20 protein-coding genes and 3 pseudogenes are annotated in these 20,693 nt (G+C 71.1%); 5 read left to right on the top strand and 18 right to left on the bottom strand.

Annotation, left to right across the window (positions count from 1 at the left end):
- The first annotated feature begins 179 nt into the window (after positions 1–179).
- Complete coding sequence (locus SCNRRL3882_RS42125; protein ID WP_231911208.1) at positions 180–815, top strand: peptidase inhibitor family I36 protein; 636 nt, start codon at positions 180–182, stop codon at positions 813–815.
- Positions 816–822: 7 nt separating this feature from the next.
- Here the strand turns inward: SCNRRL3882_RS42125 and SCNRRL3882_RS39960 are convergent, their stop codons facing one another.
- The gene (locus tag SCNRRL3882_RS39960; RefSeq protein ID WP_010047365.1) at positions 823–1,581 is read right to left on the bottom strand and encodes a GAP family protein; all 759 of its coding nucleotides are present in this window, start codon (positions 1,579–1,581) and stop codon (positions 823–825) included.
- Positions 1,581–2,171: a TetR/AcrR family transcriptional regulator gene (locus SCNRRL3882_RS39955; RefSeq protein WP_010047363.1), complete on the bottom strand. Its 591-nt coding sequence runs from the start codon at positions 2,169–2,171 to the stop codon at positions 1,581–1,583. The genes SCNRRL3882_RS39960 and SCNRRL3882_RS39955 overlap by 1 nt, the downstream gene beginning before the upstream one ends.
- 493 nt (positions 2,172–2,664) lie before the next feature.
- Between SCNRRL3882_RS39955 and SCNRRL3882_RS42485 the strand changes: the two are divergent.
- Positions 2,665–2,757: pseudogene (locus SCNRRL3882_RS42485) on the top strand (hydroxylase); the annotation flags it as partial.
- Here SCNRRL3882_RS42485 and SCNRRL3882_RS39945 read toward each other — a convergent pair.
- Together SCNRRL3882_RS39945 and SCNRRL3882_RS39935 are read right to left on the bottom strand one after the other, a co-directional pair.
- Positions 2,754–3,710, bottom strand: a complete 957-nt coding sequence (locus SCNRRL3882_RS39945) for an IS481 family transposase (RefSeq protein ID WP_029181699.1) — start codon at positions 3,708–3,710, stop codon at positions 2,754–2,756. The pseudogene SCNRRL3882_RS42485 and the gene SCNRRL3882_RS39945 sit on opposite strands and share 4 nt — an antisense overlap.
- A 597-nt stretch (positions 3,711–4,307) precedes the next feature.
- A complete protein-coding gene (locus SCNRRL3882_RS39935; protein WP_050810341.1) occupies positions 4,308–5,354 on the bottom strand; it encodes a DMT family transporter in 1,047 nt (348 codons plus the stop codon).
- Positions 5,355–5,500: 146 nt separating this feature from the next.
- Between SCNRRL3882_RS39935 and SCNRRL3882_RS39930 the strand changes: the two genes are divergently transcribed.
- The gene (locus SCNRRL3882_RS39930; RefSeq protein WP_029181760.1) at positions 5,501–5,953 is read left to right on the top strand and encodes an Lrp/AsnC family transcriptional regulator; all 453 of its coding nucleotides are present in this window, start codon (positions 5,501–5,503) and stop codon (positions 5,951–5,953) included.
- A gap of 280 nt (positions 5,954–6,233) precedes the next feature.
- Here the strand turns inward: SCNRRL3882_RS39930 and SCNRRL3882_RS39925 are convergent, their stop codons facing one another.
- The 3 genes and pseudogenes from SCNRRL3882_RS39925 to SCNRRL3882_RS42110 form a co-directional block, all read right to left on the bottom strand.
- Positions 6,234–6,395, bottom strand: a complete 162-nt coding sequence (locus tag SCNRRL3882_RS39925) for a DoxX family protein (RefSeq protein WP_078602994.1) — start codon at positions 6,393–6,395, stop codon at positions 6,234–6,236.
- A gap of 28 nt (positions 6,396–6,423) precedes the next feature.
- Positions 6,424–6,564, bottom strand: coding sequence for a hypothetical protein (locus SCNRRL3882_RS42115; protein ID WP_010048324.1), 141 nt, complete (start codon positions 6,562–6,564; stop codon positions 6,424–6,426).
- 79 nt (positions 6,565–6,643) lie between these two features.
- Positions 6,644–6,826 (bottom strand): annotated as a pseudogene (locus tag SCNRRL3882_RS42110) (hypothetical protein); the annotation flags it as partial.
- A 309-nt stretch (positions 6,827–7,135) separates the two neighbouring features.
- Between SCNRRL3882_RS42110 and SCNRRL3882_RS39910 the strand changes: the two are divergent.
- Both SCNRRL3882_RS39910 and SCNRRL3882_RS42105 read left to right on the top strand, forming a co-directional pair.
- Positions 7,136–8,140 carry a serine hydrolase gene (locus tag SCNRRL3882_RS39910; protein ID WP_010048323.1) on the top strand — a complete coding sequence of 335 codons (1,005 nt, stop codon included), beginning with the start codon at positions 7,136–7,138 and terminating at the stop codon, positions 8,138–8,140.
- 104 nt (positions 8,141–8,244) lie between these two features.
- Positions 8,245–8,448: a hypothetical protein gene (locus SCNRRL3882_RS42105; protein ID WP_010048322.1), complete on the top strand. Its 204-nt coding sequence runs from the start codon at positions 8,245–8,247 to the stop codon at positions 8,446–8,448.
- Positions 8,449–8,463: 15 nt separating this feature from the next.
- Here the strand turns inward: SCNRRL3882_RS42105 and tpg are convergent.
- The 11 genes and pseudogenes from tpg to SCNRRL3882_RS39850 all read right to left on the bottom strand — a co-directional run.
- Positions 8,464–8,685: pseudogene (gene tpg, locus SCNRRL3882_RS42100) on the bottom strand (telomere-protecting terminal protein Tpg); the annotation flags it as partial.
- Positions 8,686–8,721: 36 nt separating this feature from the next.
- On the bottom strand, positions 8,722–9,246 hold the full coding sequence (locus SCNRRL3882_RS39895; RefSeq protein ID WP_040904384.1) for a hypothetical protein: 525 nt from the start codon (positions 9,244–9,246) through the stop codon (positions 8,722–8,724).
- Positions 9,247–9,486: 240 nt separating this feature from the next.
- Positions 9,487–9,975 (bottom strand): hypothetical protein, encoded by a 489-nt coding sequence (locus tag SCNRRL3882_RS39890; RefSeq protein WP_102514946.1) that lies wholly within the window; start codon positions 9,973–9,975, stop codon positions 9,487–9,489.
- Between the two features lie 1,258 nt (positions 9,976–11,233).
- A complete protein-coding gene (locus SCNRRL3882_RS39880) occupies positions 11,234–12,973 on the bottom strand; it encodes an ABC transporter ATP-binding protein (RefSeq protein ID WP_010048312.1) in 1,740 nt (579 codons plus the stop codon).
- Entirely contained in the window at positions 12,970–14,709 is a 1,740-nt protein-coding gene (locus SCNRRL3882_RS39875; protein ID WP_010048310.1) for an ABC transporter ATP-binding protein/permease, read from the bottom strand. Before SCNRRL3882_RS39875 ends, SCNRRL3882_RS39880 begins: the two co-directional genes overlap by 4 nt.
- A complete protein-coding gene (locus SCNRRL3882_RS39870) occupies positions 14,706–15,878 on the bottom strand; it encodes a nitroreductase family protein (RefSeq protein ID WP_010048308.1) in 1,173 nt (390 codons plus the stop codon). Before SCNRRL3882_RS39870 ends, SCNRRL3882_RS39875 begins: the two co-directional genes overlap by 4 nt.
- 11 nt (positions 15,879–15,889) lie before the next feature.
- Complete coding sequence (locus SCNRRL3882_RS39865) at positions 15,890–17,269, bottom strand: YcaO-like family protein (RefSeq protein ID WP_010048307.1); 1,380 nt, start codon at positions 17,267–17,269, stop codon at positions 15,890–15,892.
- Positions 17,266–18,747, bottom strand: a complete 1,482-nt coding sequence (locus SCNRRL3882_RS39860; protein ID WP_010048304.1) for a CocE/NonD family hydrolase — start codon at positions 18,745–18,747, stop codon at positions 17,266–17,268. The genes SCNRRL3882_RS39865 and SCNRRL3882_RS39860 overlap by 4 nt, the downstream gene beginning before the upstream one ends.
- Positions 18,744–19,598, bottom strand: coding sequence for a hypothetical protein (locus SCNRRL3882_RS39855; protein WP_010048303.1), 855 nt, complete (start codon positions 19,596–19,598; stop codon positions 18,744–18,746). The genes SCNRRL3882_RS39860 and SCNRRL3882_RS39855 overlap by 4 nt, the downstream gene beginning before the upstream one ends.
- Positions 19,599–19,687: 89 nt before the next feature.
- Complete coding sequence (gene amiA / locus SCNRRL3882_RS42330) at positions 19,688–19,801, bottom strand: streptamidine family RiPP (RefSeq protein ID WP_010048301.1); 114 nt, start codon at positions 19,799–19,801, stop codon at positions 19,688–19,690.
- Positions 19,802–19,857: 56 nt separating this feature from the next.
- Positions 19,858–20,679, bottom strand: a complete 822-nt coding sequence (locus SCNRRL3882_RS39850) for an ABC transporter ATP-binding protein (protein WP_010048299.1) — start codon at positions 20,677–20,679, stop codon at positions 19,858–19,860.
- Positions 20,680–20,693 lie beyond the last annotated feature (14 nt).

Below are 20,693 nucleotides of genomic sequence, written 5' to 3'. Positions count from 1 at the left end.
GGACGGTCCGCGGCGCGAAAAGTCCGGGACCCCGGCCGCAAGGACCGGTGGGGGGCCGCCACGACCCCTACGGCATCCGGCTCGTCTGACTGCATGACCGCCGCAGGGGCACGTGGTCACGGTTCGTAGCGGCTGCTGTCGTCGATCGCGACCCCGTTTCGGCGAGCCGGCCTGGGACCATGCGGTCCGTGCATAATCCGGTCGCCCCCCGGTGTGAAAGGCCCAAGACTCTCGGCGCGGCGGCGCGCCGGCAACTGCACCCGCACCTGCTCGGGCTTGCGTTCCTTGTGAAGCCAGCGATCGACTGCCCGTCCGGCCACGTGTGCATCTACCCGGAGATCGACTTCGGCGGTCAGCCGTGGGTGCGGCGTGCCGTGGACGGCAGCGTGAGGGACCTCCCCTCCGCAATCCGTGACCGCGGCAGCTCCATCCGCAACAACTCCGACCGCACAGCCCGCGTGTACGAGAAGCGCAACCACAGCGGCCGGCATACGTGCATCACCCGCAGCGGCGGATCCATTCACGACCTGCGCGGCTACAACCTCAACGACCAGACCCGCTCCCTGAAAATCAACCGCAACGACTGCGGCTGGTCCCTCCCCAGCCTGACGCGTACGTGCGGCCCCGGCGGGCGCCGGCTCCGTCAGCCTCAAGGGGACTGCGCTTCCCCCTTTCCCGCAAGCCGGGCGTGCTGGGGTTCAAGGCGGCGGCCCCTCGTTCTGGTAGAGCGAGGGGCCAGAGCAGATGACCGAGCTGATGGTCCTGCTGTAGGGCGTGTTTCGAAAGTTGCAGTTGCTGGAGATTCTGGCGTCTGACGCGAGTTCAGACGGGTTGAGCGAGAAGGGCGGTCACGGCGTTGAGGACCATTCCGATGCCGATCCCCCCGACAGTCCAGCCGAGCGCCTTGGCGCTGTTGCGGGTGAACCAGTCGTTGATCCGCTGCAGGACTGGCTCGGCGCGGTCGTGCGCGGCGATCCGGACGACGCCGAGGAGGACCGCCGGGAGGATCATCACGACGCAATAGCCGGCCAGCGCCCCGCCGATGACCTGCCAGGTCAGATCGGCATTCGCGACTAAGCCGACGGCCGCCAGGTAGGGCACCATGGTGATGATCTCCAGCGCCGTGGCCACCAACGCGAGGCTCATCAGGCCGCGCACGCCTCCACCCCGCTTGTCCCGGCCGTCCAGACCTTCGCCGTCCGGCACGGCACCCGACATCGCCGCAGCCCGCCAACGCTGCAGTCGGCCCGGTCTGCCCGCCCGGCGGCGGGCGCGGGCCTCCAGCCGGTAGCTCAAGGCGATGACGATCAAACCGAGGACGAGCTGCCCGATCCGCAGGTTCGTCTGGGCAACGTCGGCGAAGGCCGCCCGGACGGCCTCCAGCACCGCATCGGCCCCCAGCACCAAGAGAACGCCGACGCAGAAGTAGAACGTCGCGACCGTAGCCAGGTAGACGGCGATCCGGCCGGCGCGCACCCGCCCCGGGGTGAGCAACAGCCAGATCGGGATCAGCAGGGTGCCGAAGCTTGTGCTGTCCAGCAGCCCAAGCCCGGCCAGCGCCAGCGCCAGCGTCGCGCTCATCAGTCGAACAGCCGGTCAACGTAGGCGTCCAACGCGGCGCTGATGCGGGACGCGTCGAACCCGTTCCCGGTCGCCGCGTGGTGCAGGCACAGCCCGTCCACGAACGCGACCAGCGCCGCCGCCTCCGCCTCGGTGTCGACACCCGCGGCGAGTTCGCCGGCCCGCTGCGCGCCGCACAATGCCTCCTCGACGCCCCGCAGGAGCCGCACGGTAGCGTCCCGGTGAATCGCCGCCATGTCGGCGTCGGTAAGCGACGCCTGCACGAAGCTGAGCCAGACTCGCAGCTCGGCGCGCCGCTCGACCGTCAGCGGCAGGAACGTCTCCATCAGCCGCACGACGAACTCCCGGACCGGCGGCTCGACCGGAATGGCGGCGATGCGCTCCTCGGCGCGCCTGTAGACATACTCGATGCCGAACCTCAGCAGCTCGTCCTTCGAACGGAAATAGCGCTGGACGAGCCCCACGGACACACCCGCCGTCCGTGCCACGTCAGCGAGGGTGGTCCGCGCCAGTCCCCGTTCGGCGACCACACTCATCAGCGCGGAGGCGACCTGGCCGCGTCTTGTGTCAGCGTCAGCATGCTGCGTCATAAAAAAATATTACTGCAATATTATTTAGGAGGCATCCCGTTTCACGTTCGGCGGGCACATCATCGGGACCGGCACCGAGTCTCTACCGCCTCACCTGCACCCGGGCGGCCGGGCCGCAGGACGCTGCCGCATACTGACCGCCATCGTCATCCCCAGCGGGCGTGTCCCCCTGGCGACAGCCGCTCGCCCGGGCTGGGCGGCGGAGCCGAAGTGGGACGGGCTCCGGGCGCTGATCGCCCTCGATGCCGGGAAGGTGATCCTGCGCCCGCACTGCCGGTGCTTCCGTTTATGTCAGAGGGGGCCGGGCCGTCAACACCTCGGTCATGGCCGGTTCACAACCGATTCGGCTGATGATCCCCGGTCTCCTCCTCCGGTGAGGTGAGAGTCCGTGGGAGGCACTGCCTCTGTGGCTCGGATGACGAAGGAGTCATCATCTTGCCTCGGCATCGCGTCGTGCTGCGCGGCGGCACCGTCCTCACCATGCCGACCGACGGAGATGCAAGTCCGCCTCGGCCCCGCCAAGGGCAAGGACAGCGCCACCACGCTCGGCCCGGTGTTCGTCACCCCCGACGAACTGGAGCCCTACCTGTATTGACCCGCAGGGTTGTTCACGCGGGTGATGGGTGGCTTGCCTCCGAGTGCGGTGTGGCAGCGGTGGTGGTTGTAGGTGTGCAGGAAGTCTGTCAGAGCTGCAGTCCGCTCGGTGTTGCTGGTGTAGGGCCGCAGGTAGGCCCATTCGTCGAGCAGGGTGCGGTTGAAGCGTTCGACCTTGCCGTTGGTCTGCGGCCGGTAGGCGCGGGTGAGCTTGCCGGTCGCGCCGAGGTCGGCCAGGGCCTGCTGCCAGGCGAAGCTTTTGCGGTAGGGCCAGGCGTTGTCGGTCAGGACCCGTTCGATGCGGTCGATGCCGCAGGTGGTGAAGAAGGCTGCGGCCCGGCGGAGGAAGTCTGCGCAGGTGGCGGCCTTCTCGTCCGGATGGATCTCGCTGTAGGCGAGGCGGGAGTGGTCGTCGACGGCGGAGTGGACGTGGTCGAAGCCCATGCTGGTGCGGGTGGCGCGGCCGGCTTGTCGGCCGAGGACTTTGTGGCCGCCGCCGTCGGGGATGCGGCCGAGTTTCTTGACGTCGACGTGGATCAGCTCGCCGGGGCGGGCGTGCTCGTAGCGGCGGATGATCTGGCCGGTGGGCCGGTCCAGGAAGGCCAGGCGGTTCAGGCCGTGGCGGACCAGGACGCGGTGGACGGTCGAGGCGGGCAGGCCCAGGATCGGACCGATGCGGGCCGGGCCGAGCTTGCGGTCCTGCCGAAGACGGCACACGCGGGCTTCGATCGCCCCTGCCGTGCGGTGCGGTGTCGTGCGCGGACGGCTGGACCGATCGTGCAGTCCTTGCTCGCCTTCAGCCCGCCAGCGGCGCATCCACTTGTGCGCGGTGACGCGGGAGATGCCCATCTCGGCGGCAACATGGGCGACAGGGCGACCGGTGCGGACACGTTCGACCAGCAGCCGCCTGCCGTGAACGGTCAGCCGGGCATTACGGTGGAACACGAAGGCCTCCGTGCGGTGAAGATTCGACACCTCCACCACACACGGGGGCCTTCGCCACGATCAAGACCGGCCCCCGTTAACAACGCTCGTGATCAATACACCTACCGAGCAGGCAACGCCTCGGCCTGCGGATGACGGCCGCCGTCCACGGCACCGTCGTCGGCGAGGACATGCGGAGCAACATGGCCTTCAGCCACGCCCAGGTGATCGCCTACGCCTCGCGGGGCACCGGAGGTCCGCATCGGCGACATCCTCGGCTCCGGAACCTGCGGCGGCGGCTGCCCTGGCAGAACTGTGGGGACGCCGCGGACTCGACGCCCACCCTCGCCTGGCCCCCGGGGACACCGTCACCCTCAGAGTCACCCGGCGCCACCCCGACCTGAAGAACGACTTCTACGCCAAGGTCCGCCGGCGGGCCCGACCTGCCAAGCCCGAAGTACGGCTACGCAAACAGGTCGTGAAACTCAAGGAACTCCGCGCAGCAGACCAGCAGGAGCTCGCCGAACTGCGCGCCGACCGCGAAGCCCTCGTCCGCGTCGTCCACCAGCTGACCCTGGAGACGCGGCAGCTTCCCAGTGACGGTGACCATCAGCGACTTCAAGAATCCAGGACTCGTCGCGAAGCCCCGCTGATCACTCCATGCACGGTTGGTACATCCGCTTCGGGCTCGTCCGGCTTGGGCCTCGCCTCCGCCGCAGTCCGGGCGGTCGCAGTCCTGGAAGGTTTGCCTCCCCTCGCGTCCGGCTTCGCCATGGCTCCCTGTCCTCTGTCAATCATGCCCAGCGCCACTCCGACGATGATGATCACGCCGCCCGCGACTTGGGCGAGCCTGATCGACTCCCCGTTGATCACGACGGCGCCGATGACGCCGAAGACTGGGACCAGGTTGAGGATGTTGACCGCGACGCTCGACGCCATCCTGCGCAGGCCGTAGTTGTAGAGCAGGAAGCCGCCGACCGAGCACGCCACGGCCAGGTAGGCCAGCAGCGATGAGGCGGTCGCGCCCGGCATCCGCCAGTCGTCGGCCTCCAGCAGGGACGCGAGCAGGAAGCCGGCCGCGCCCGCCAGGGTCTGGTAGTAGGTGACGCTCGTGGCGTCCTGGCCGGCGCTCGCGCGCTTGCCGAGCACGTTGTAACCGGCCCAGGCCAGCCCGCCGAGCAGCAGCAGGATGTCGCCCAGCCAGCGCGAACTGCCTCCGACCTCGGCTCCGTTGCGTACGACGAGGTAGGCGCCGACGGTAGCCAGCAGCACGCCCGTCGCCCTCGGCAGCGGCATCCGGGTGCGGAAGACGACCAGCTCCACCAGCATCGTCATCAGCGGGTACGTAGCCACGATCAGCGACGCGTCGGATGCCGTGGACAGATCAACGCCGACGTTCTCCAGAATGAAGTACACGGTGATGCCGAGGAAGCCGCTCAGGTAGAGCTGCCGCCGCTGCCGGGGTCCCGGCCGGGCCGGACGGTGCGGCCTGAGCCGTACCATCACGCCCAGGAGTAACGCCGCGAGGGTGAACCTGATGGCGCCGATACTGAGCGGGCCGACGTCTTTCAGCACCTGCTTCGTCACCGCGTAGGAACTGCTCCAGAACAGTGCGGCCGCCATGACCGCACACACCGCCCAGACTGTTGGTCCTCGCTCACGCATATCGAGTCGCCCCTCTCCGCTACCAGTGCCGCCAACCACACCGTGACCGAACGAACGTCGGCCAACTAAGCTGGAGGCTAACAACACAATCGAAGGCGTTGCCAAGTGACCGAATCATCTTCGGAATCTCGTGAGGTGAGGCAAGCGTGGACGAACTAGATTCGGCGTTGGTCCGGATGCTGCAGGAGGACGGTCGGCGCACCAACCGTGACATGGCGGAGGAACTCGGTATCGCCCCGTCCACCTGCCTGGAGCGAATCCGATCGCTGCGCAAAAGCGGCGTCCTGACAGGGTTTCACGCGGAGGCAGACCTCGCGGCGATCGGCCGCGGGCTGCAGGCGGTGATCGCCGTACGGGTCCGCCCGCCGACACGTGCGGTGATCGAAACCTTCCAGACCTTCCTGGAGGGGATGCCCGAGGTCGTCTCGATCTTCGTCCTCACCGGCAACGACGACTTCCTCGTGCACGTCGCCGTGCGGGACACCGACCATCTGCACGCAGTGGTCCTGGAGAAGCTGGCGAAGCGCCCGGAACTCGCTGATGTACGGACGTCGGTGGTTTATGGCCACATGCGCAAGAAGGTCATCGGTCCGGCGTGACAGCGGCGCGATCCCGCTGGCGGCGGGTCATCGGGCCGGTGTGCACGTATGCGGCGAGCAGCCGGCCCCGCGGTGGAAGCGCTGCGCTGGTTCGGGCGGATCGGCCCATGGGCACGATCAGCCATCGAGTACACGACCAGCGGACCCGCGTGGCAGGTATGACCCATGACATGGACGCTGCCAGACCCGATGCTGGCCGGACCCGTGCCCGCATCTGGACCTGCGGCCTGAATGAGTGGCCCAACCGAAATGGCACGGTTCTCAGACACTTGAGGTTGCTTCATCCGAGTGAGATCAGCGGCAGCAGTAGCCGGGAGGCTCCGGCCACTTCCAGGGTGCCGACGACGCAGTAGAGGCCCGGCGACATGCCGAAGTGCGCTGCCGCCTGCCGCATGAACGGCACCGCGGCGATCTTCGCCGCTCCCAGTGGCAGGAAGACCAGGGCCAGGGCGACGTGATCTGTGCGGTGGTCACGTCGACCGGCCCAGACGTTCGCGTCTCGTCGGCGAGACCTGGTCCATGCGCTCGCGGATGTAGCGCTTGACGTCGATGTGCTCCATGAACACCTCACCGACTCCCGCCTCGACGAGCTGCCCGAAGAGGTCGTCCACAAGCTCGGGCTGGGTGGCGAAGTGGGGCAGGAGCGGGCCGACGAAGGCGTAGGTGCGGATACCGGCCTCGTCCTGCCCCTTTCAACACAAGACCGGTCAGCCGGCCACGCTGCAGGCCGGCGGCGTCCATCAGCTGGTAGGCCGCGATGCGCAGGTCGTCATCGTGGGCTGAGGGCTCGGCCAGGCGGCGGGTCTTGGCCCAGGTGCAGCCACCGGCGAACGTCAGCATCAGCGTCACCGCGCGGGCCGCCTGGTCACGGCGGCCAGCAGAGTGCACATACCTCTGGCGGGTGTGGACGTTCAACGCGGGGGGGCGCGCCCTGAGGGTGCACCTGGTGCAGCCCGACGTCGCGCCCGCGACATCGCCGTGGTTCAGGTGCCGCTTCCCGGCGAGTGACCAGACTCCTTGCACCGGTCTAGTGCCTGCCGGTTTACGGCGGGCGCGGACATTGCGGACCCCTCGGGAGCGACACGCCCTGCCGTACTGTTGATCACTGCACGCATGGCCGATATGTCATATTTACGGGACTACTGTCCTCTCCCTCCACAGGAATACCGAGGCCTACCCGCCATGCCCGATGGACAGCGCGACGCGGCGTATGAGGAGCTCAGAAGATCCCGTTGCGTCGCCCTGCGCCCGCACGCACTGGCGGCTTGCGCCACCGCCGCGGTCATGGCGTCGCTCGCCGCCTGTTCTTCCACCGGCACGCTCGACGAGGTGCAGACGTCCCCCCTGCCCGGCCAGGCGCCAGCCGCCGCATTGGCGGGGCAACCGTCAGAAAAACCCGGCGCGGCTCTCGCGCGGGCGCTCGAGCCGGTACTGAGGGACGATGAGACCCGGTTGGCTGTGGTCGTGCGCGACCTCAACTGTGCTGACCGGAAGATCGCGTCTTACCAAGGCGACGCGTCGTTCAACACAGCGAGCATCAGCAAGGTGAACATTCTCGCGGCGTTGTTGCTCCAGGCGCAGGATGAGGGCCGCGAACTGACAGCCGAGGAGCGCCAGGCCGCCGAGGCGATGATCAAAACGAGCGACAACGACGCGGCGGACCTCCTGTGGCGGGCGATTGGTCGGGGAGAAGGCCTCGACGCGGCGAACGAACGGCTGGGGCTTTCCTCGACACATGGCGGCCCCGGCGTTCACTGGGGCCTCACACAGACGACAGCCAAGGACCAGATCCGGCTGCTGCAGTCGGTTTTCCCCTACGCGTCGGCGAACTCCGTCCGCACGCGCGAAGGGCTGAACCCTGAATCCCAGGCCTACATCCGGGAGCTGATGGGCGACATCACGGAGGGCCAGGACTGGGGTGTGTCGGCCGCGTCCTCCCAATGGTCACTCAAGAACGGCTGGGTGCAGCGGACCACAACCGGGCTGTGGGTCATCAACAGCATCGGACTGGTCACGGTGGACGGGCACCGGTACCTGGTTTCGGTCCTCAGCAGCGGCAACGCGTCGAAGCAAGGCGGCATCTCGCTGATCGAACGGGCGGTAAGAGCGGCGATCGACGCGACCAGCGACCACACCCGTCACAGACCGACTGGCGCAAGCGCCAGGAGGCCGGTAGGGCTCCGTTAGGTCAGTCTTGATCTCGCGCCGTGTGGGTCCTGGGGCAGCTGCTGACACGTAGTGCGGTGCCGCTCGAAGTACCTCAGAAGGCCTTGTTGTCGCCGTAACCGTGGGTGTGGCAGAAGCACCGGTCGGGGAGCGGTGTCGGCGGCCGGTCGGAGCCGCGGCGAGACGGCAACCTCACCGGACTGCCCATCAGAGACCCCTTCGACCACTGCGGCGGCGCCGAACTGGACAAGAGCGGTGTCGCGGAGCTGACCGGCGGTGCCGCGCGCTACGTCTGGGCGACGCTCGAGCCTGGCCGGTCAACGGCATGAGTGGTTGTACTTGCGCACCGTGAGCGTGCGGAAGCGCACGTCGTCGGTGGTGCCGGGGGCGGCTGTGAAGCCGAATCACGCGCGGGTGTCGATGACGAGACCGGTGGTGGTGGCAGCCTGGCGACGGGCGCGTTCGCGGACGTGGGGCTGCCATCGGGCGCCTACGACATCGGCCAGGCCCCGAGCGAGGTCTGGGCAGGGCCGGCGGATCTGGTCTTTCACGTACCGCTCGACGGTCGCTGCGAGACGTGCCCTTGAAGGAACAGAAGCCGGCTACTCACCGGACGCCTGTTCAGGGTCCGGGGCTGGCGAGGCGAGCCTGAGGGCATCCTTGCGTGTGGTGACATCGTTGAACTGTTGGATGAGCTCTGTGACCCGCGGCTGCGAGGCGGGGTGCGTGCCGAGGTGGCCCTGTGCGCGGAGCAGTTCACCGTAGAGTGCTCCGTACATTCCGCAGAGCTTGATGGATTCCTCCACGCGGTCATGCAGGCCGGTTGCGTAGGGCGCTGCGATGGCCACCGCAGCCAGGCAGGACAGCGTGGAGACCACGATCTGGGCGGTGAGGCGGGAACCGTCGGCGATGATCGGCCAGGCGAGGAGCCCTGTGATGATGCTCAGTGCGGCCGCCGCAATGTTGTACTGACGGGCCCTGTGCAGCAGACGAATTGCTTCCCTCGGCGTCCTCTTCACCCAGTAGCGAGCGCGTACGGCGCTGCCATCGAGCTGGCGCAAGACCTCGCCGTCGTACAGAACACTTGCAGGTCTCGTCCATCGTCTGACCAACTTCAGTAGCACCATCACTCCCGCCACTCTTCCGGTAGTGATTCCACAGTGACGTCAGTCGATCACACTTCTTCGATGCAACGCGCCGATTCCCGATCAAAGGTCCATGCGCCTTTGCGATCATTACCGGATGGGCTCATAGTTTGGAAATACACTACGCTGGAGCTCCGGCCCGGTTACGGCGGGCCGGAGCTCCAGATGACGCGGTTGTCTCTCCCCGTGGTGACGTCTTTGGGGTCGGTCGTTGCCCCGGTTCTAGTTGTCGATCACGCGGAAGCTGCTCGTGACGGTCCCCACGACACCGAACTGGCTGCCACCAGGCAGAACAGTGGCGACAGGAGCGCCGGCGTTGCAGTTGTTCCCGCTGAAGAACTGAACGATCCTGTCGGTGTTGTTGGTGATGTTGAAGCTAGTGAGAGCCGGGCGGACCACGGCGACGCATGCTCCGGGGTTGGCCGTGTACGTGCGCTCGTTGATCTGGATCTCGCCGCCGTTCTTCTTGGCCTCGCGGTAGTCCTTCTTGTAGTCGTAGTCGCTGTCGCCGCCGTCCTTCTTGGCCTCGCGGTAGTCCTTCTTGTAGTCGTAGTCGCTGTCGCCGCCGAGGGGAGCCGTGGCGGGACGGACGGCTTCCTGGACGGACGCGGCGGACTGGGGGGCCTCCGCGGAGGCGTAGGTGACGCCGGTGATGGTCATGGCCACGGCTGCCGAGGCGCCGGCTATCAGGGCGGCGGTACGCTTCTGCATTCCAGTCTTCTCCTTCTTTGAGGAAAATCGGCTGAACTGCCGATCCGGGAATGAACCTACTGAGGGAATTTCCCGGCGGCACCTCAAAGGTCACTGACGTGTGACGCTCAGCGGCCAACCGGGCGCATACGAGGGCACCTCGTGGGGATTCAAGGCCGCCCTGATGTACCGTCAAATGAGCCTGGTCGCGGGCGTATTAAGAAAGACCTTAGGCCGGGGCGGTGAATGAACCGGCGGTCCTTCACTCTGTCGGACCATCGCAAGCGTGTCGGACCTTGACTCCGCCTCTGATTCACCCCCTGAGAGCTTGTCAAGGACCGACAGCGCCCCTGGGGTCTCGCTGTCGCAGAGGAGCTGACAGGAGAGGGCCGCACCTGGTTTTGGTGAAAGGCGCTGACAGGTAGGCGCCCGATCCCCGGAGGTCTGCCCCCACTGAGATACAAAGCCACGGTGGTGACGGTTGCGCCCGTTGCGGTGCTTGGCCACGACCAGGTCGGCCTCGCCCGCGCACGGCGACTCCGTCTGGTGGGCGCTCGATAGAGCCGGACTCATGCAGGTCGGAGACTTGCCGCTTCTTCATGACGAGTCACCGTGGGGCGCTCGGAGTCAGTCAGCCTGGCCAGGCGATGTCGACGACGTACAGGCGCCCGGCGGTGCGGTTGGTCCAGTACACGGCGTGAGGTGTCCGACCGAGGCGGAGCGGACGTCCTCGGGGTCGCGGGGGTCGAAGGGCGAGAGGACCACGGGTCACGACCGGCTATGCCCAGCACGTCGCGGAGCATCTCGCGCGCGTGCTCGGGCAGGTCGTCCAGGACGGCCAGGGCCTTGGGCGACAGGCGAGCGGGCCAGGGCACGTCACTCATGGGCGCTGGGCCGAGGACGTCGGCCAGGTCGTCGACGCCGTCGGAGTCGTCGCAGCCGGCAGTCGGCCAGGCTGACAGAACCGCCGATCGAGGCTCCGTAGAGGTTAACTTGTCCGGTGCAGGTGAAGCCCGAGTCGAGGTACATCCCGCCGCCCACGGTCAGTTCGGGCGCCTGAAGGCCGCCGTTGCCGCCGATGCGGGCACCCCGGAAAGATTGGCCGGCGAAGAAGGCGGGGAGGAGCCGATTCCGGGCATGCCTGACGACCCACCGTTCGTGCACGTCGGCGCCACCGCAGCGACCGTCCTCCTCGGGCGGCCGTCGCTGGCTCGCGGCCCTTCCTCTGGCCGGTCGCTGGAAGTCCCGCCATCGGGAGGGAGGCCGGATCAGGACGAGGTTAGGCCAGGACGCGACCCAGCGCGCTGCCGGGCCGGGCTGTGAGTTCCTCCCAGGTGCCTTCCTCCGTGACGCGGCCCGCTTCGAGGACGGCGATGCGGTCGGCGCGGCGGATGGTGGCAGGGCGGTGGGCGATGACGATCGTGGTGCGGTCGTCCTTTGCGAGTGCGGTGGCCAGTTGGGCGTCACCGGCGTTGTCCAGGTGGGCGGTGGTCTCATCGAGCACGAGGACTCTCGGCTCGGCCAGCAGCGCGCGGGCGAGCGCGATGCGGGCGCGCTGGCCACCGGAGAGGGTCGAGCCGCGCTCGCCGACGAGGGTGTCCAGGGGGGCGATCCGGTCGACGCCGCACAGCCGGGCCGTTTCGGCGAGCAGGTCCTGGTCAGCGTCGGGTGCGGCCAGCCGCAGGTTGTCGGCGAGGGTGCCGTGGAAGAGGGGGGTGTCCTGGCCCACCACGGCGACGGCACGCCGGAGTGCGGCATCGCTCAGGTCACGCACGTCGACGGGATCGCCGGCGGCGGGTATCAGGTGAACGGTTCCCTCCGACGGATCCCAGAAGCGGGCCAGCAGGTGCGCGCAGGTCGACTTGCCGGCCCCCGAGACACCGACCAGGGCCAGGGTCTGCCCCGCCCGGACTGTCAGTTCGAGTCCGTCCAGCACGGGTCGGCCTCCGTAGTCGAAGCGAACCTGGTGCAGGCGGACGCCCAGCGGGCCGGGGGGAAGCGATCGGGGCGAGACGGGCGGCGGGGCGAGAGCGGGGGCCTTCACGGCCGCGTCGACCCGGGCGGCGGCAGCGCGCAGTCCCACGGCCTGGCTCAGCGCCCGGGCCGACTCGGCGACGGGACCCAGCACGGACAGCGCCAGCGCCATCGCCGCCGGAGCCCAGGCGCCGTGCAACCGTCCAGAGGTCACGGACTGCGCCGCGGCGGCCACCACGCCGAGGACCGCGCACACGATGAGGAGGTCGCGGACGGCGGCGGCCAGGGCCTCCCAGCCGGCCTCGGCACGCTGTGCCTCCCCCACCGTGCGGCCCTGTTCGGCGAGACGCGTGCGCCGCTCGGCCAGCCCGCCGAAGGCGAGCAGCTCACGCAGCCCGTCGACGGTCTCCACCGTGTCGGCCGACAGCTTCGCGGCGGCCGCCCGGGTGCGGGCGCCGCGCGCCGCGCGTCCGCGCGCGTCGGCGAAGGGAGCCGCGGCGAGCAGCGCGGCGACGGGCAGCACCGCCACCAGCAGCCAGGGCTCCACGGTGGCCAGCACAGTGGCCCCGCCGGTGAACACCACCCCGGACGCGAGGAGTTGGGCGGTGGTGTGGGCGTAGAAGAACTCCAGTGCTTCGACGTCGGCCATGGCGGTGGCGGCGAGGTCCCCGCTGCGCCGGCCGGCGACGCGGGCGGGCGCGCTGCGGGCGAGTCCGTCGAAGACACGGACGCGCAGTTCGGCCAGCACCCGGTAGGCCAGGTCGTGCGAGAGGTCCATCTCGCGCCAGGTCATCAGGGCGCGGACGAGGACGAGGACGACGAGCGCGGTGGCCGTGCCGGCCGACGGGGCGCGGTGCTCGATGACGGTGGTGCCGACGGTGTGCGCGGCCAGCGTCAGCAACGTGACGAGTGAGCCCTGTTCGACCAGTGCGGCGGCACAGGTGCGGGCCATCATGGGGCGGTGCCCGGCGAGGGCGGGGAGCAGTGCGCGCAGTGAGCCGCGCGCGGGCACGTCCACCGTCGTGCTGCCGGTGGTGCTGCTCATGCGGCGAGCCCTCCTTCGTAGGTGTGGCCCGCCTTGACGAGCTCCGCGTAGACGCCCCCGGCTTCGATGAGGGTGGTGTGCTCGCCGACGGCGTCCACCCGTCCGCCGTCGAGGACGACGATGCGGTCGGCGTGCCGGACGGCGGCGAGCCGGTGGGCGACCACCAGGACCGTCCGGCCGCCCGCTGCGGCGAGCAGTTCACGGACGATGTCCGCCTCGCGGCGTTCGTCGACCGCGCTGGTGGCCTCGTCGAGGACGAGCACCGGAGCGTCGGCCAGCAGGGCTCGCGCGAGGGCGAGCCGCTGCCGCTGGCCGCCGGACAGGGTGGCGCCCCGTTCACCGAGGACGGTGGCGTAGCCCTCGGGGAGGGCGGCGATCTCGTCGTGGATGCCGGCGGTTCGTGCCGCGCGCATCAGCTCTTCGTCCGCCGCTTCCGGCCGGGCCAGGCGCAGGTTGTCGGCGATGGTGGCGTGGAAGAGGTACGTCTCCTGAGAGACGACGGCGATGCCCTGCCGTAGCGAGTCGAGCGCGTACTCCGTCACGTCGCGACCGCCGAGGGTGATCCGGCCGTGCTGCGGGTCGTGGTGGCGCAGGAGCAGGGCGAGGAGCGTGGACTTCCCGGCGCCGGACGGGCCGACGATCGCGGTCGTACGTCCCGCCTCGGCGGTGAAGGTGACACCGCGGAGCGCGGGCGTCTCAGCACCGTCGTAGGTGAAGTCGACGCCGGTGAAGCACAGTTCGGGCGATCCTGGCCAGTTCGCCTGTGCCGTCCCCGTGTCGCGGACGGCCGGCTCGGCGGTACGCAGCGCCGCGAGCCCGTCCGCGGCCGACACGCCCAGGTACCCGGCGTGCCACTCGCGGGACAGGTCGCGCACGGGACGGAAGCACTCGGAGGCCAGCAGCAGCACGAGGTAGGTGCCGGTCGCCGTGGTGGATCCGGTGACGGCGGACCGGCAGGCGAGGAGCGCGGCTGCCGCGGCGCCGCCCTGGATGGCCAGGTCCGTGATGCCGGTGTCGACGAGGGACACCCGCAGCTTGGCGACGGTCGCCCGGTGCAACGCCGCCGACCGCTTCTCCAGCCGCTCCCGGGCGCGCCCGACGGCACCGGCGGCCCGCAGGGCGGGCATGCCTTGCAGGGCCTCCAGGTAGTCGGCGCCGAGCCCCTCGTAGGTGTCCCAGTGTTCCTTGCCACGCTTGGCCAGCAGCCGGTCCCAGGCGCGCGGCCCGAGCAGGGCGAGCAGCAGGGCGGGGACGAGGCCGAGGAGAGCGGCCGGTTCCACGGCAGCCACGGCGGCGAGCAGCAGGGGCGGCACGGCGAGGGTGATCAGGAGCTGGGGCAGGTAGCGGGAGACGTAGGCGTCGACGCCCTCGACACCGTCGACGAGGGTGGTGCGGACGGCCCCGGCGCGTGCGGTGGTCAGGTGCGCGGTGCCCAGCCGTCCGAGGTGGGCGAGGAGTTCGTCCCGCAGGGCCACCCTGACTCCGGCCCCGGCGCGGGTGGCGGTGCGCCGTTGCCAGTTGGCGAGCCCGGCGCGTGCGGTGACGACACCGAGCACCGCGCCGAGGAGCAGCGGGAGACGCTCCGTGCGGCCCCGGGACACGTCGGCGAGCGCGACCGCCAGCAGCACGGCCTGCGCGAGATGGGTGAGGGTGACGGCCGCCTGGAGGAGGGTGGCCGCGAGCAGGGGCCGCGGTGCGTGCCGTGCGGCGCGGCGCAACTCTGGGTGGACGATCACGAGGGCTTCTCCTCGTCGTGGTGGGTGGTGCCGAGGGCCAGGCCGTGGACGATCCAGTCCCGGCCCGGTGGGGCGCCGAGCGCGGCGCCCAGGTCCGCCTGCTGCCAGGAGCCGACGGGGCGGGCCGCGAGCCCGTGCCGTAGGGCGGCCACGTGGGCGAGGTGGGTGGCGAAGCCGGCCCGCAGGTGGGCCCGGCGGATCCGCGGGGCGTCGGCGTCCGACGGGCAGCCGTGAGCGAGCAGGACGGCGCCCGCGTCCGCGATCCACGCCTGGCGTGCGGCCCATACGGCGAGCGTGGGCCTGGCCTCCCCCGCTGCGAGCCGCCGCAGTGTGCCGTCAGGGGCCGGCTCGACCAGTTCGGGCTGCGGTTCGCCGACGGTCGCGCACCAGGAGATCTCACCGGCGCTCGCCTGGACGGTGGTGGCGAGCAGCGCCCGCAGGACGTCCCGGGGTGGGGTGCCCCGCAGCGGTGGTGGCGCGCTGCGGCGGGTCAGCAGCTCGCGGGGAGTGGGCGCGTGCGCGGCCGGGCGCGTCTGCTCGGGCGGGCGGGTCCCGTCGGGCGGGCGCGTCCCCTCCGGCAGGGCGAAGTGCACTGCGGCAACAGGTCCGTCGGCGGGGCCGTCCAGCCGGAGTACCGGCTCGGGCAGGCCCAGCACACACCCGGCCAGCCAAAGCGCTGCGGCAACGTGCCCGGTGTCCAGCAACATCAGCGGCCAGGCGCGGTGGCCGTAGTGCGAGACCGTGCGCTGGGGGGTGACGGAGAGTTCTACGGTCGCCCCGGGCAGCGTCCCGTGGGGTTGCCGGCCGAGGCGGTGCACGCGGTGGCGCAGCGGGTCGTAGCCGTAGCGTCCGGACGGCAGCGGGCAGCCGGGGCCCACGACGAGCTCGGCGTCCACCGGGTGCAGCGCACCGGCGGAGGGGGCGGGCCGCAGCCGTCCGGAGCCGTCGGAGGCCGCCAGCGAGAGCCGGAGCAGGGCCCGCAGGTCAAGCTCCCCGGGGTCGGCCTTCGGGATGGGGCACGGCGGCCCCGGCCACGCACGGACAACGGACCCGGCGGGCGTGTCCGGGCCGGGGCCCTCCGGGGAGCGGGCGCGGGCGAGGGCGGTGACGAGGTCCACCGGGCCGTGCTCCTTCGCGTCCACGGGGTGCGCCGCATGCACGTGCTTCACGAGGCCGGTCCTCACATGTGGGGCGGAGGGGCCAGCGTGAAGTCCTCCGGCGCGCTCGGCGCGGTCGTACGCCAGCCACGGGCGACGGCGGCCTCGGCGAGGCGAGGGCAGCCGAAGTAGCCGAAGGCGGCGGGGGCGTTGGGGAGGAGCCCGGAGACGAGGACCCGGGCGACGCGCAGCGGTGTCTCGGCCACGTCCTCGGTGGTGAGGTCGAAGGTCATGACGCGGTGACCGCGCTCGTGGAGCGCGCCTGCCAGCCGGTCCCGGCTGCCGGGCTCGACCGCGTCGATGGACACGGTCCCGTGCGCGGGCTCGGTGAACCGCCGGGCCTCGGGCGCCATCCGCTCGTCCAGCCACACCTGGACGTGCGCGCCCAGGTCTCGTACGTGCTCGAACTGTTCGCCGCACGCGTCGAGATAGCGGCCGTCCTCGCGGTGGTCCAGGTACAGCCCGCGGGCCAGCAGCCCGGCTTCGACGGCCTGGAAGACCCAGCCGTCGGGGTCGGTGAGACCTTGGGTGAAGACCCAGGTGTGGACGGCTTCGAGGACGGCCTTGCGGGCGGCCTCGGCCGGGTCGTACTTGCAGGCGAACCCGGCGGCGTACAGGCCGAGCCGGGGGTCGTGGACGAGCGCGGCCATGCAGGGGGCGAACTCCGAGGGCATCTCGACGAGATGGACGTCGAGCGCGGATCCGGCGAGGTCGTCGGTGAGGCCGGGCACGCTGGCCGGGTCGATGCCGCGGGCCGGGCCGTCGAGGTGCCACCACAGTTCGAGCGCGTCGCGTTCGACGACCTCCAGCAGGCCGCGCTCGACGGCGTCGTCGAAGCCCTGTCCGGTGGCGATCCCCGCGTAGTTGAGGTGGTGGGTGCGCGGCAGTGAACGCAGCTCGCCCTGGCGCCAGTTGAGGTGGGTGAGGGCGACGGGCGCCCAGACCTCGGCGGTCCGTCCCCCGGGGAGCAGTTCGCTGCCGCGCGTCCACAGGGAGGGCGTGTCGGCGGTGAGGGGGTGGTAGGGGAACTTCTCGCGGGCGTACTGCCAGTCGGCGTAGGCAGGCAGCTCATCCGGCCCGTACAGCCGCAGCCCCTTGTCGGCCAGCTCGGCGGCCGTGGCGCGCAGCGGCGCGTCGGGGTGGCCGGGCGGCGGTACGCGGTTGCCGCAGTACCGCTCGACGCCCTCCGCTATGGCGGCGGTTCGCGCGCCTTCGGGGTCGCCGAAGGTGGTGCCGAGCGACACCCGGTCCGCGGGCCACAGGCCGAGCCGGCGAGCGTCGGCGATCTCGGCGGTGAGCGCGGTGTAGCGGGGCGGCGCGCCCGCGGGGTGCTCGACGGGCTTGACCTTGCGGACGACGCCGCAGACGGGGTCGACGAGTGCTTCCAGCGGCAGCGGCGTCATCGCAGGATCTCCTCTGCGGGATCAGTGGGTGTGGGGCGGGATCTGAGCACGGGCAGCCGGAGTGCCACGCTCCCGGCCTCGACCTCGCGCCGGGAGGCGAGCAGCCGGGTGGCCGTGACCGGGTCGACGCCGGTGTGGGGGTTGCGGGCGTGGGCCGGGAAGTGGTGCCCGGCGATCTCCAGGCGGAGCCGGGTGCCCGCCGGCAGCCGCCGCGCGAGCCGGCCGAGGCGCACGGTGATCTCGGCGTGGCGTCCTGGTGGTTCCTCGCGTCGGACGACGCCGACGGCGAGCCGCTCGGCCACCCCTTCCGGTGTGAGGGCGACGAGCCGGACGGCCCAGTCGGCCGACGGGGTGTGGGCGGTGGCACGCAGTCGCACCTCTGCGGGGCCGACCACGTCCAGCGGACGCGGCAGTGGCGGGGTGGCGAGCAGACAGCGATCGGGCTGACCGTCCGTGGGGACGGCCAGGTCCGCGGACGACACGGGGCGTTCCGGGTCGGCGGTGAAGGAGGCGCCGCGCAGCAGCCGTACGCGGGGACCGTACGGCTCGCCCTCCGTGCCCGCGGGCAGCCACAGGGGGCTGCCGCCCAGGCCGACCGCGCCACGGCGCCCGGGGCGGAGTTCCCCGGCGAGGGCGGGGCGGGCCCAGCGCACGTAGAGCTCGCCGAGGCTCACCCGGTGCGCGGCCTCTGCGTCCGGTCCGGGCTCGGTGACGAGACCGTGTCCCCAGGGACCCAGCAGGAGCCGTGCCGACGGTCCGCCCCAGCGGCGCCACAGTTCGACGGTGTCCTCGGTGAAGTGGTCGTGGTGGCCGCCCACCGCGAGCAGGGGCATTCCGGCGTGCTGGGCCTGCGAGAGGAGCCGGCCGCGCTCGTGGTGCCGCCACAGGTCCGGCCAGGAGGGCAGGCTCCGGCCGAGCCTTGCGGGGAGGCCGGTCAGCGGCAGGTGGGTGAGCAGTCCGGGGTCCGCGGCCAGGGCCTTGTCCAGTGCGCTCTCGTCGGAGTCGCGCCGGTCGCCGTGAGCCGCCCACCAGCCGGCGCGGGCCAGCAGCCGTTCCGCGCCCGAGGGTTCGCGGGCCGTGTCGGCGGTGCCGAGCGCGGGCACGGCGGCGATGACGGCGTCGGGCCGGGCGTCCTCGGGTGCGTCGAGCGCGAGCGTGAGGGCGCAGTGGGCGGCGTAGGAGGAGCCGACGGCGACCAACCGCCCGTCGCTCCAGGACTGCCCGCGGATCCAGCGAGCGGCTCCAGCTCCGTCGGCGGCCTCGTTCTCGTACGGGTGCCACTCCCCCGGCGACGCGTGCCGGCCCCGTACGTCCTGGACCAGTGCGGCGAACCCGCGGCGGGCCCAGCCGCGCAGCTCGGCGTGGTGCCGTCTGCGGTCGTAGGGCGTGCGGATGAGGACGGCCGGGAAGGGACCGTCGCCGTCCGGGAGCCGGACGTCGGTGGCGAGCCCTTCGACGGCCACGGTGGACGGCCTCATCCGGCCTGCTTCGGCATCGGGGCTACGTCCGGGACGGGTAGCACGGGGTGCTCGGTGACGGTCAGCGTGCGCAGGTCGACACGCCGGAGCCGGCGCCGGGCGGGCAGCTCGCCGGTGTCGGGTGCGCCGGTGATCCACCGGCTGAGGTCGTCGGCGAGCAGGGCGGCCAGCAGCCCGGCGGCGGGCACGGTGAACCGCACGGGCGGTCCGGACGTACGAGGCCCGCTCCAGTAGGCGGCCAGTTCGCGGTGGGCGGGTGTGGCGGCGAGCCGGCGGGCCCGGACGTGCGCCGAGGTGACGTCCCCCGGAGTGGCGGCGAGGGGCTCGACGTACGCCTGCCAGCCCTCGCGGTGGCATCGCAGCCAGGCGATGCCGCGCTCGGGCAGCCGGTCGGCAGCGTCCCACAGCCCTTCGGGTACGGGCCCGTCGAGGCACCACACGACGGCGGCGGGGTCTCCTGCGAGCAGGTGGCCGGGTGAGTGTGACTGCCCGTCAGCCGCGCTGGCGGGCGGCGCCGTTCGCGGCTCGGCGCCCAGGGAGCGCAGGAGCACGGCCAGTGGTTCGGTCAGAACCGGGTCGCCCAGCAGCCGGATGTCCCGGCGATCGGCCGGCCATCCCGGGCACTGCGGTCCGTCCGCCAGGTACCCGGCGTCCTCGAAGGCCCGGACGATGCGGACGAGTTCGTCGTCCGGCTCGACCCCGGCCGTACCGGAGAGGCGGGAGAGCAGGGCGTCCTGGTCCGCGTCTGCGGTCCTGACGCTGAGGAACTCCCCCTCGGCCGTGCGGACCGCGAGACCGCGCTCCGGTACGGCGACGACCTCGACCCCAGGTACGAGCTGGCTGTGGGACACGTCGATCCTCCTGTGGGAAGGGCCTGGATGGCGTGGGCCCGCCCAGCAGACGACGGGCGGGCCCACAGGCGAGAGCGCTGAGCCCTCGCTTACTCCTCGGTGTCCTCGAAGGGGTTCTCGACGAGCGCGTTGGAGTGCGAGGCCGAGTCGTGGGCCAGCTGGCCCGGGTCGGCGATCTGCGCGAAGACCTGCTCGTTGTCCATGAACTCTCCTTGTTCCTCAGGGAGATACGGCGCTCGGTCGAGCGCCACGCGTCACTCTAATGAATCTGATTTTCATATTCAATACTTGGCAAAGGGTGATCCGGGTAACACACCGGCCAGCCACCCTCGGGATCCCGGCCGACTCGGCCGGCCACCCGGAGGACATCCGCCAGCAGGCCGGGCGTGACGACCTCCTTCGGCATCCCGTCCGCCACCACGCGGCCCTCGCGCAGCGCGACGATCCGCTCGGCGAACCGAGCGGCGTGCGCGAGGTCGTGCAGGACCATCACGACCGTGAGGCCGCGTTCCTCGCGCAGCCGGACGACGGTCTGCAGCACGTCGAGCTGGTGGTGCAGGTCCAGGTAGGTGGTCGGCTCGTCGAGCAGCAGGACACGGGTGTCCTGGGCGAGCGCCATCGCGAGCCGCACGCGCTGCCGCTCGCCCCCGGACAGGGCGTCGACGTCACGCTCGGCCCACTGCTCCACGCCGACGTCACGCAGGGCGCGGCGTACGACGGGGTCGTCGCCCTCGCGCAGCATGCCGAGCGGGCCGCGCTCCGCGTACCGCCCCTGCCGGACGAGCTGCCGCACCGTCATACCGGGGACGGCCGGGGCGGACTGGTGCAGCAGCGCCACACGCCGGGCGGTGGCGCGCCGGGACAGCCGGGCGAGGTCGTCCCCGCCGAGCAGAACGCGCCCCTCGTCGGGCCGCAGCAACCCGGCGGCCAGCCGCAACAGGGTTGATTTCCCGCAGCCGTTGAGGCCGATGAGGGCGGTCAGCTCGCCCGGTTCGACGCTCACGTCGACCCCGCGCAGCACGGGTCGTCCGGGGTAGCCGAAGTGGACCCCCTCGACGCGGATCCCCACGGACTCGGTCATGCTCTGTCCTTAAG

This window comes from Streptomyces chartreusis NRRL 3882 (assembly GCF_900236475.1).
In the GTDB taxonomy this organism is placed as follows: domain Bacteria; phylum Actinomycetota; class Actinomycetes; order Streptomycetales; family Streptomycetaceae; genus Streptomyces; species Streptomyces chartreusis_D.
This window is presented reverse-complemented; position numbering and strand designations above follow the sequence as displayed.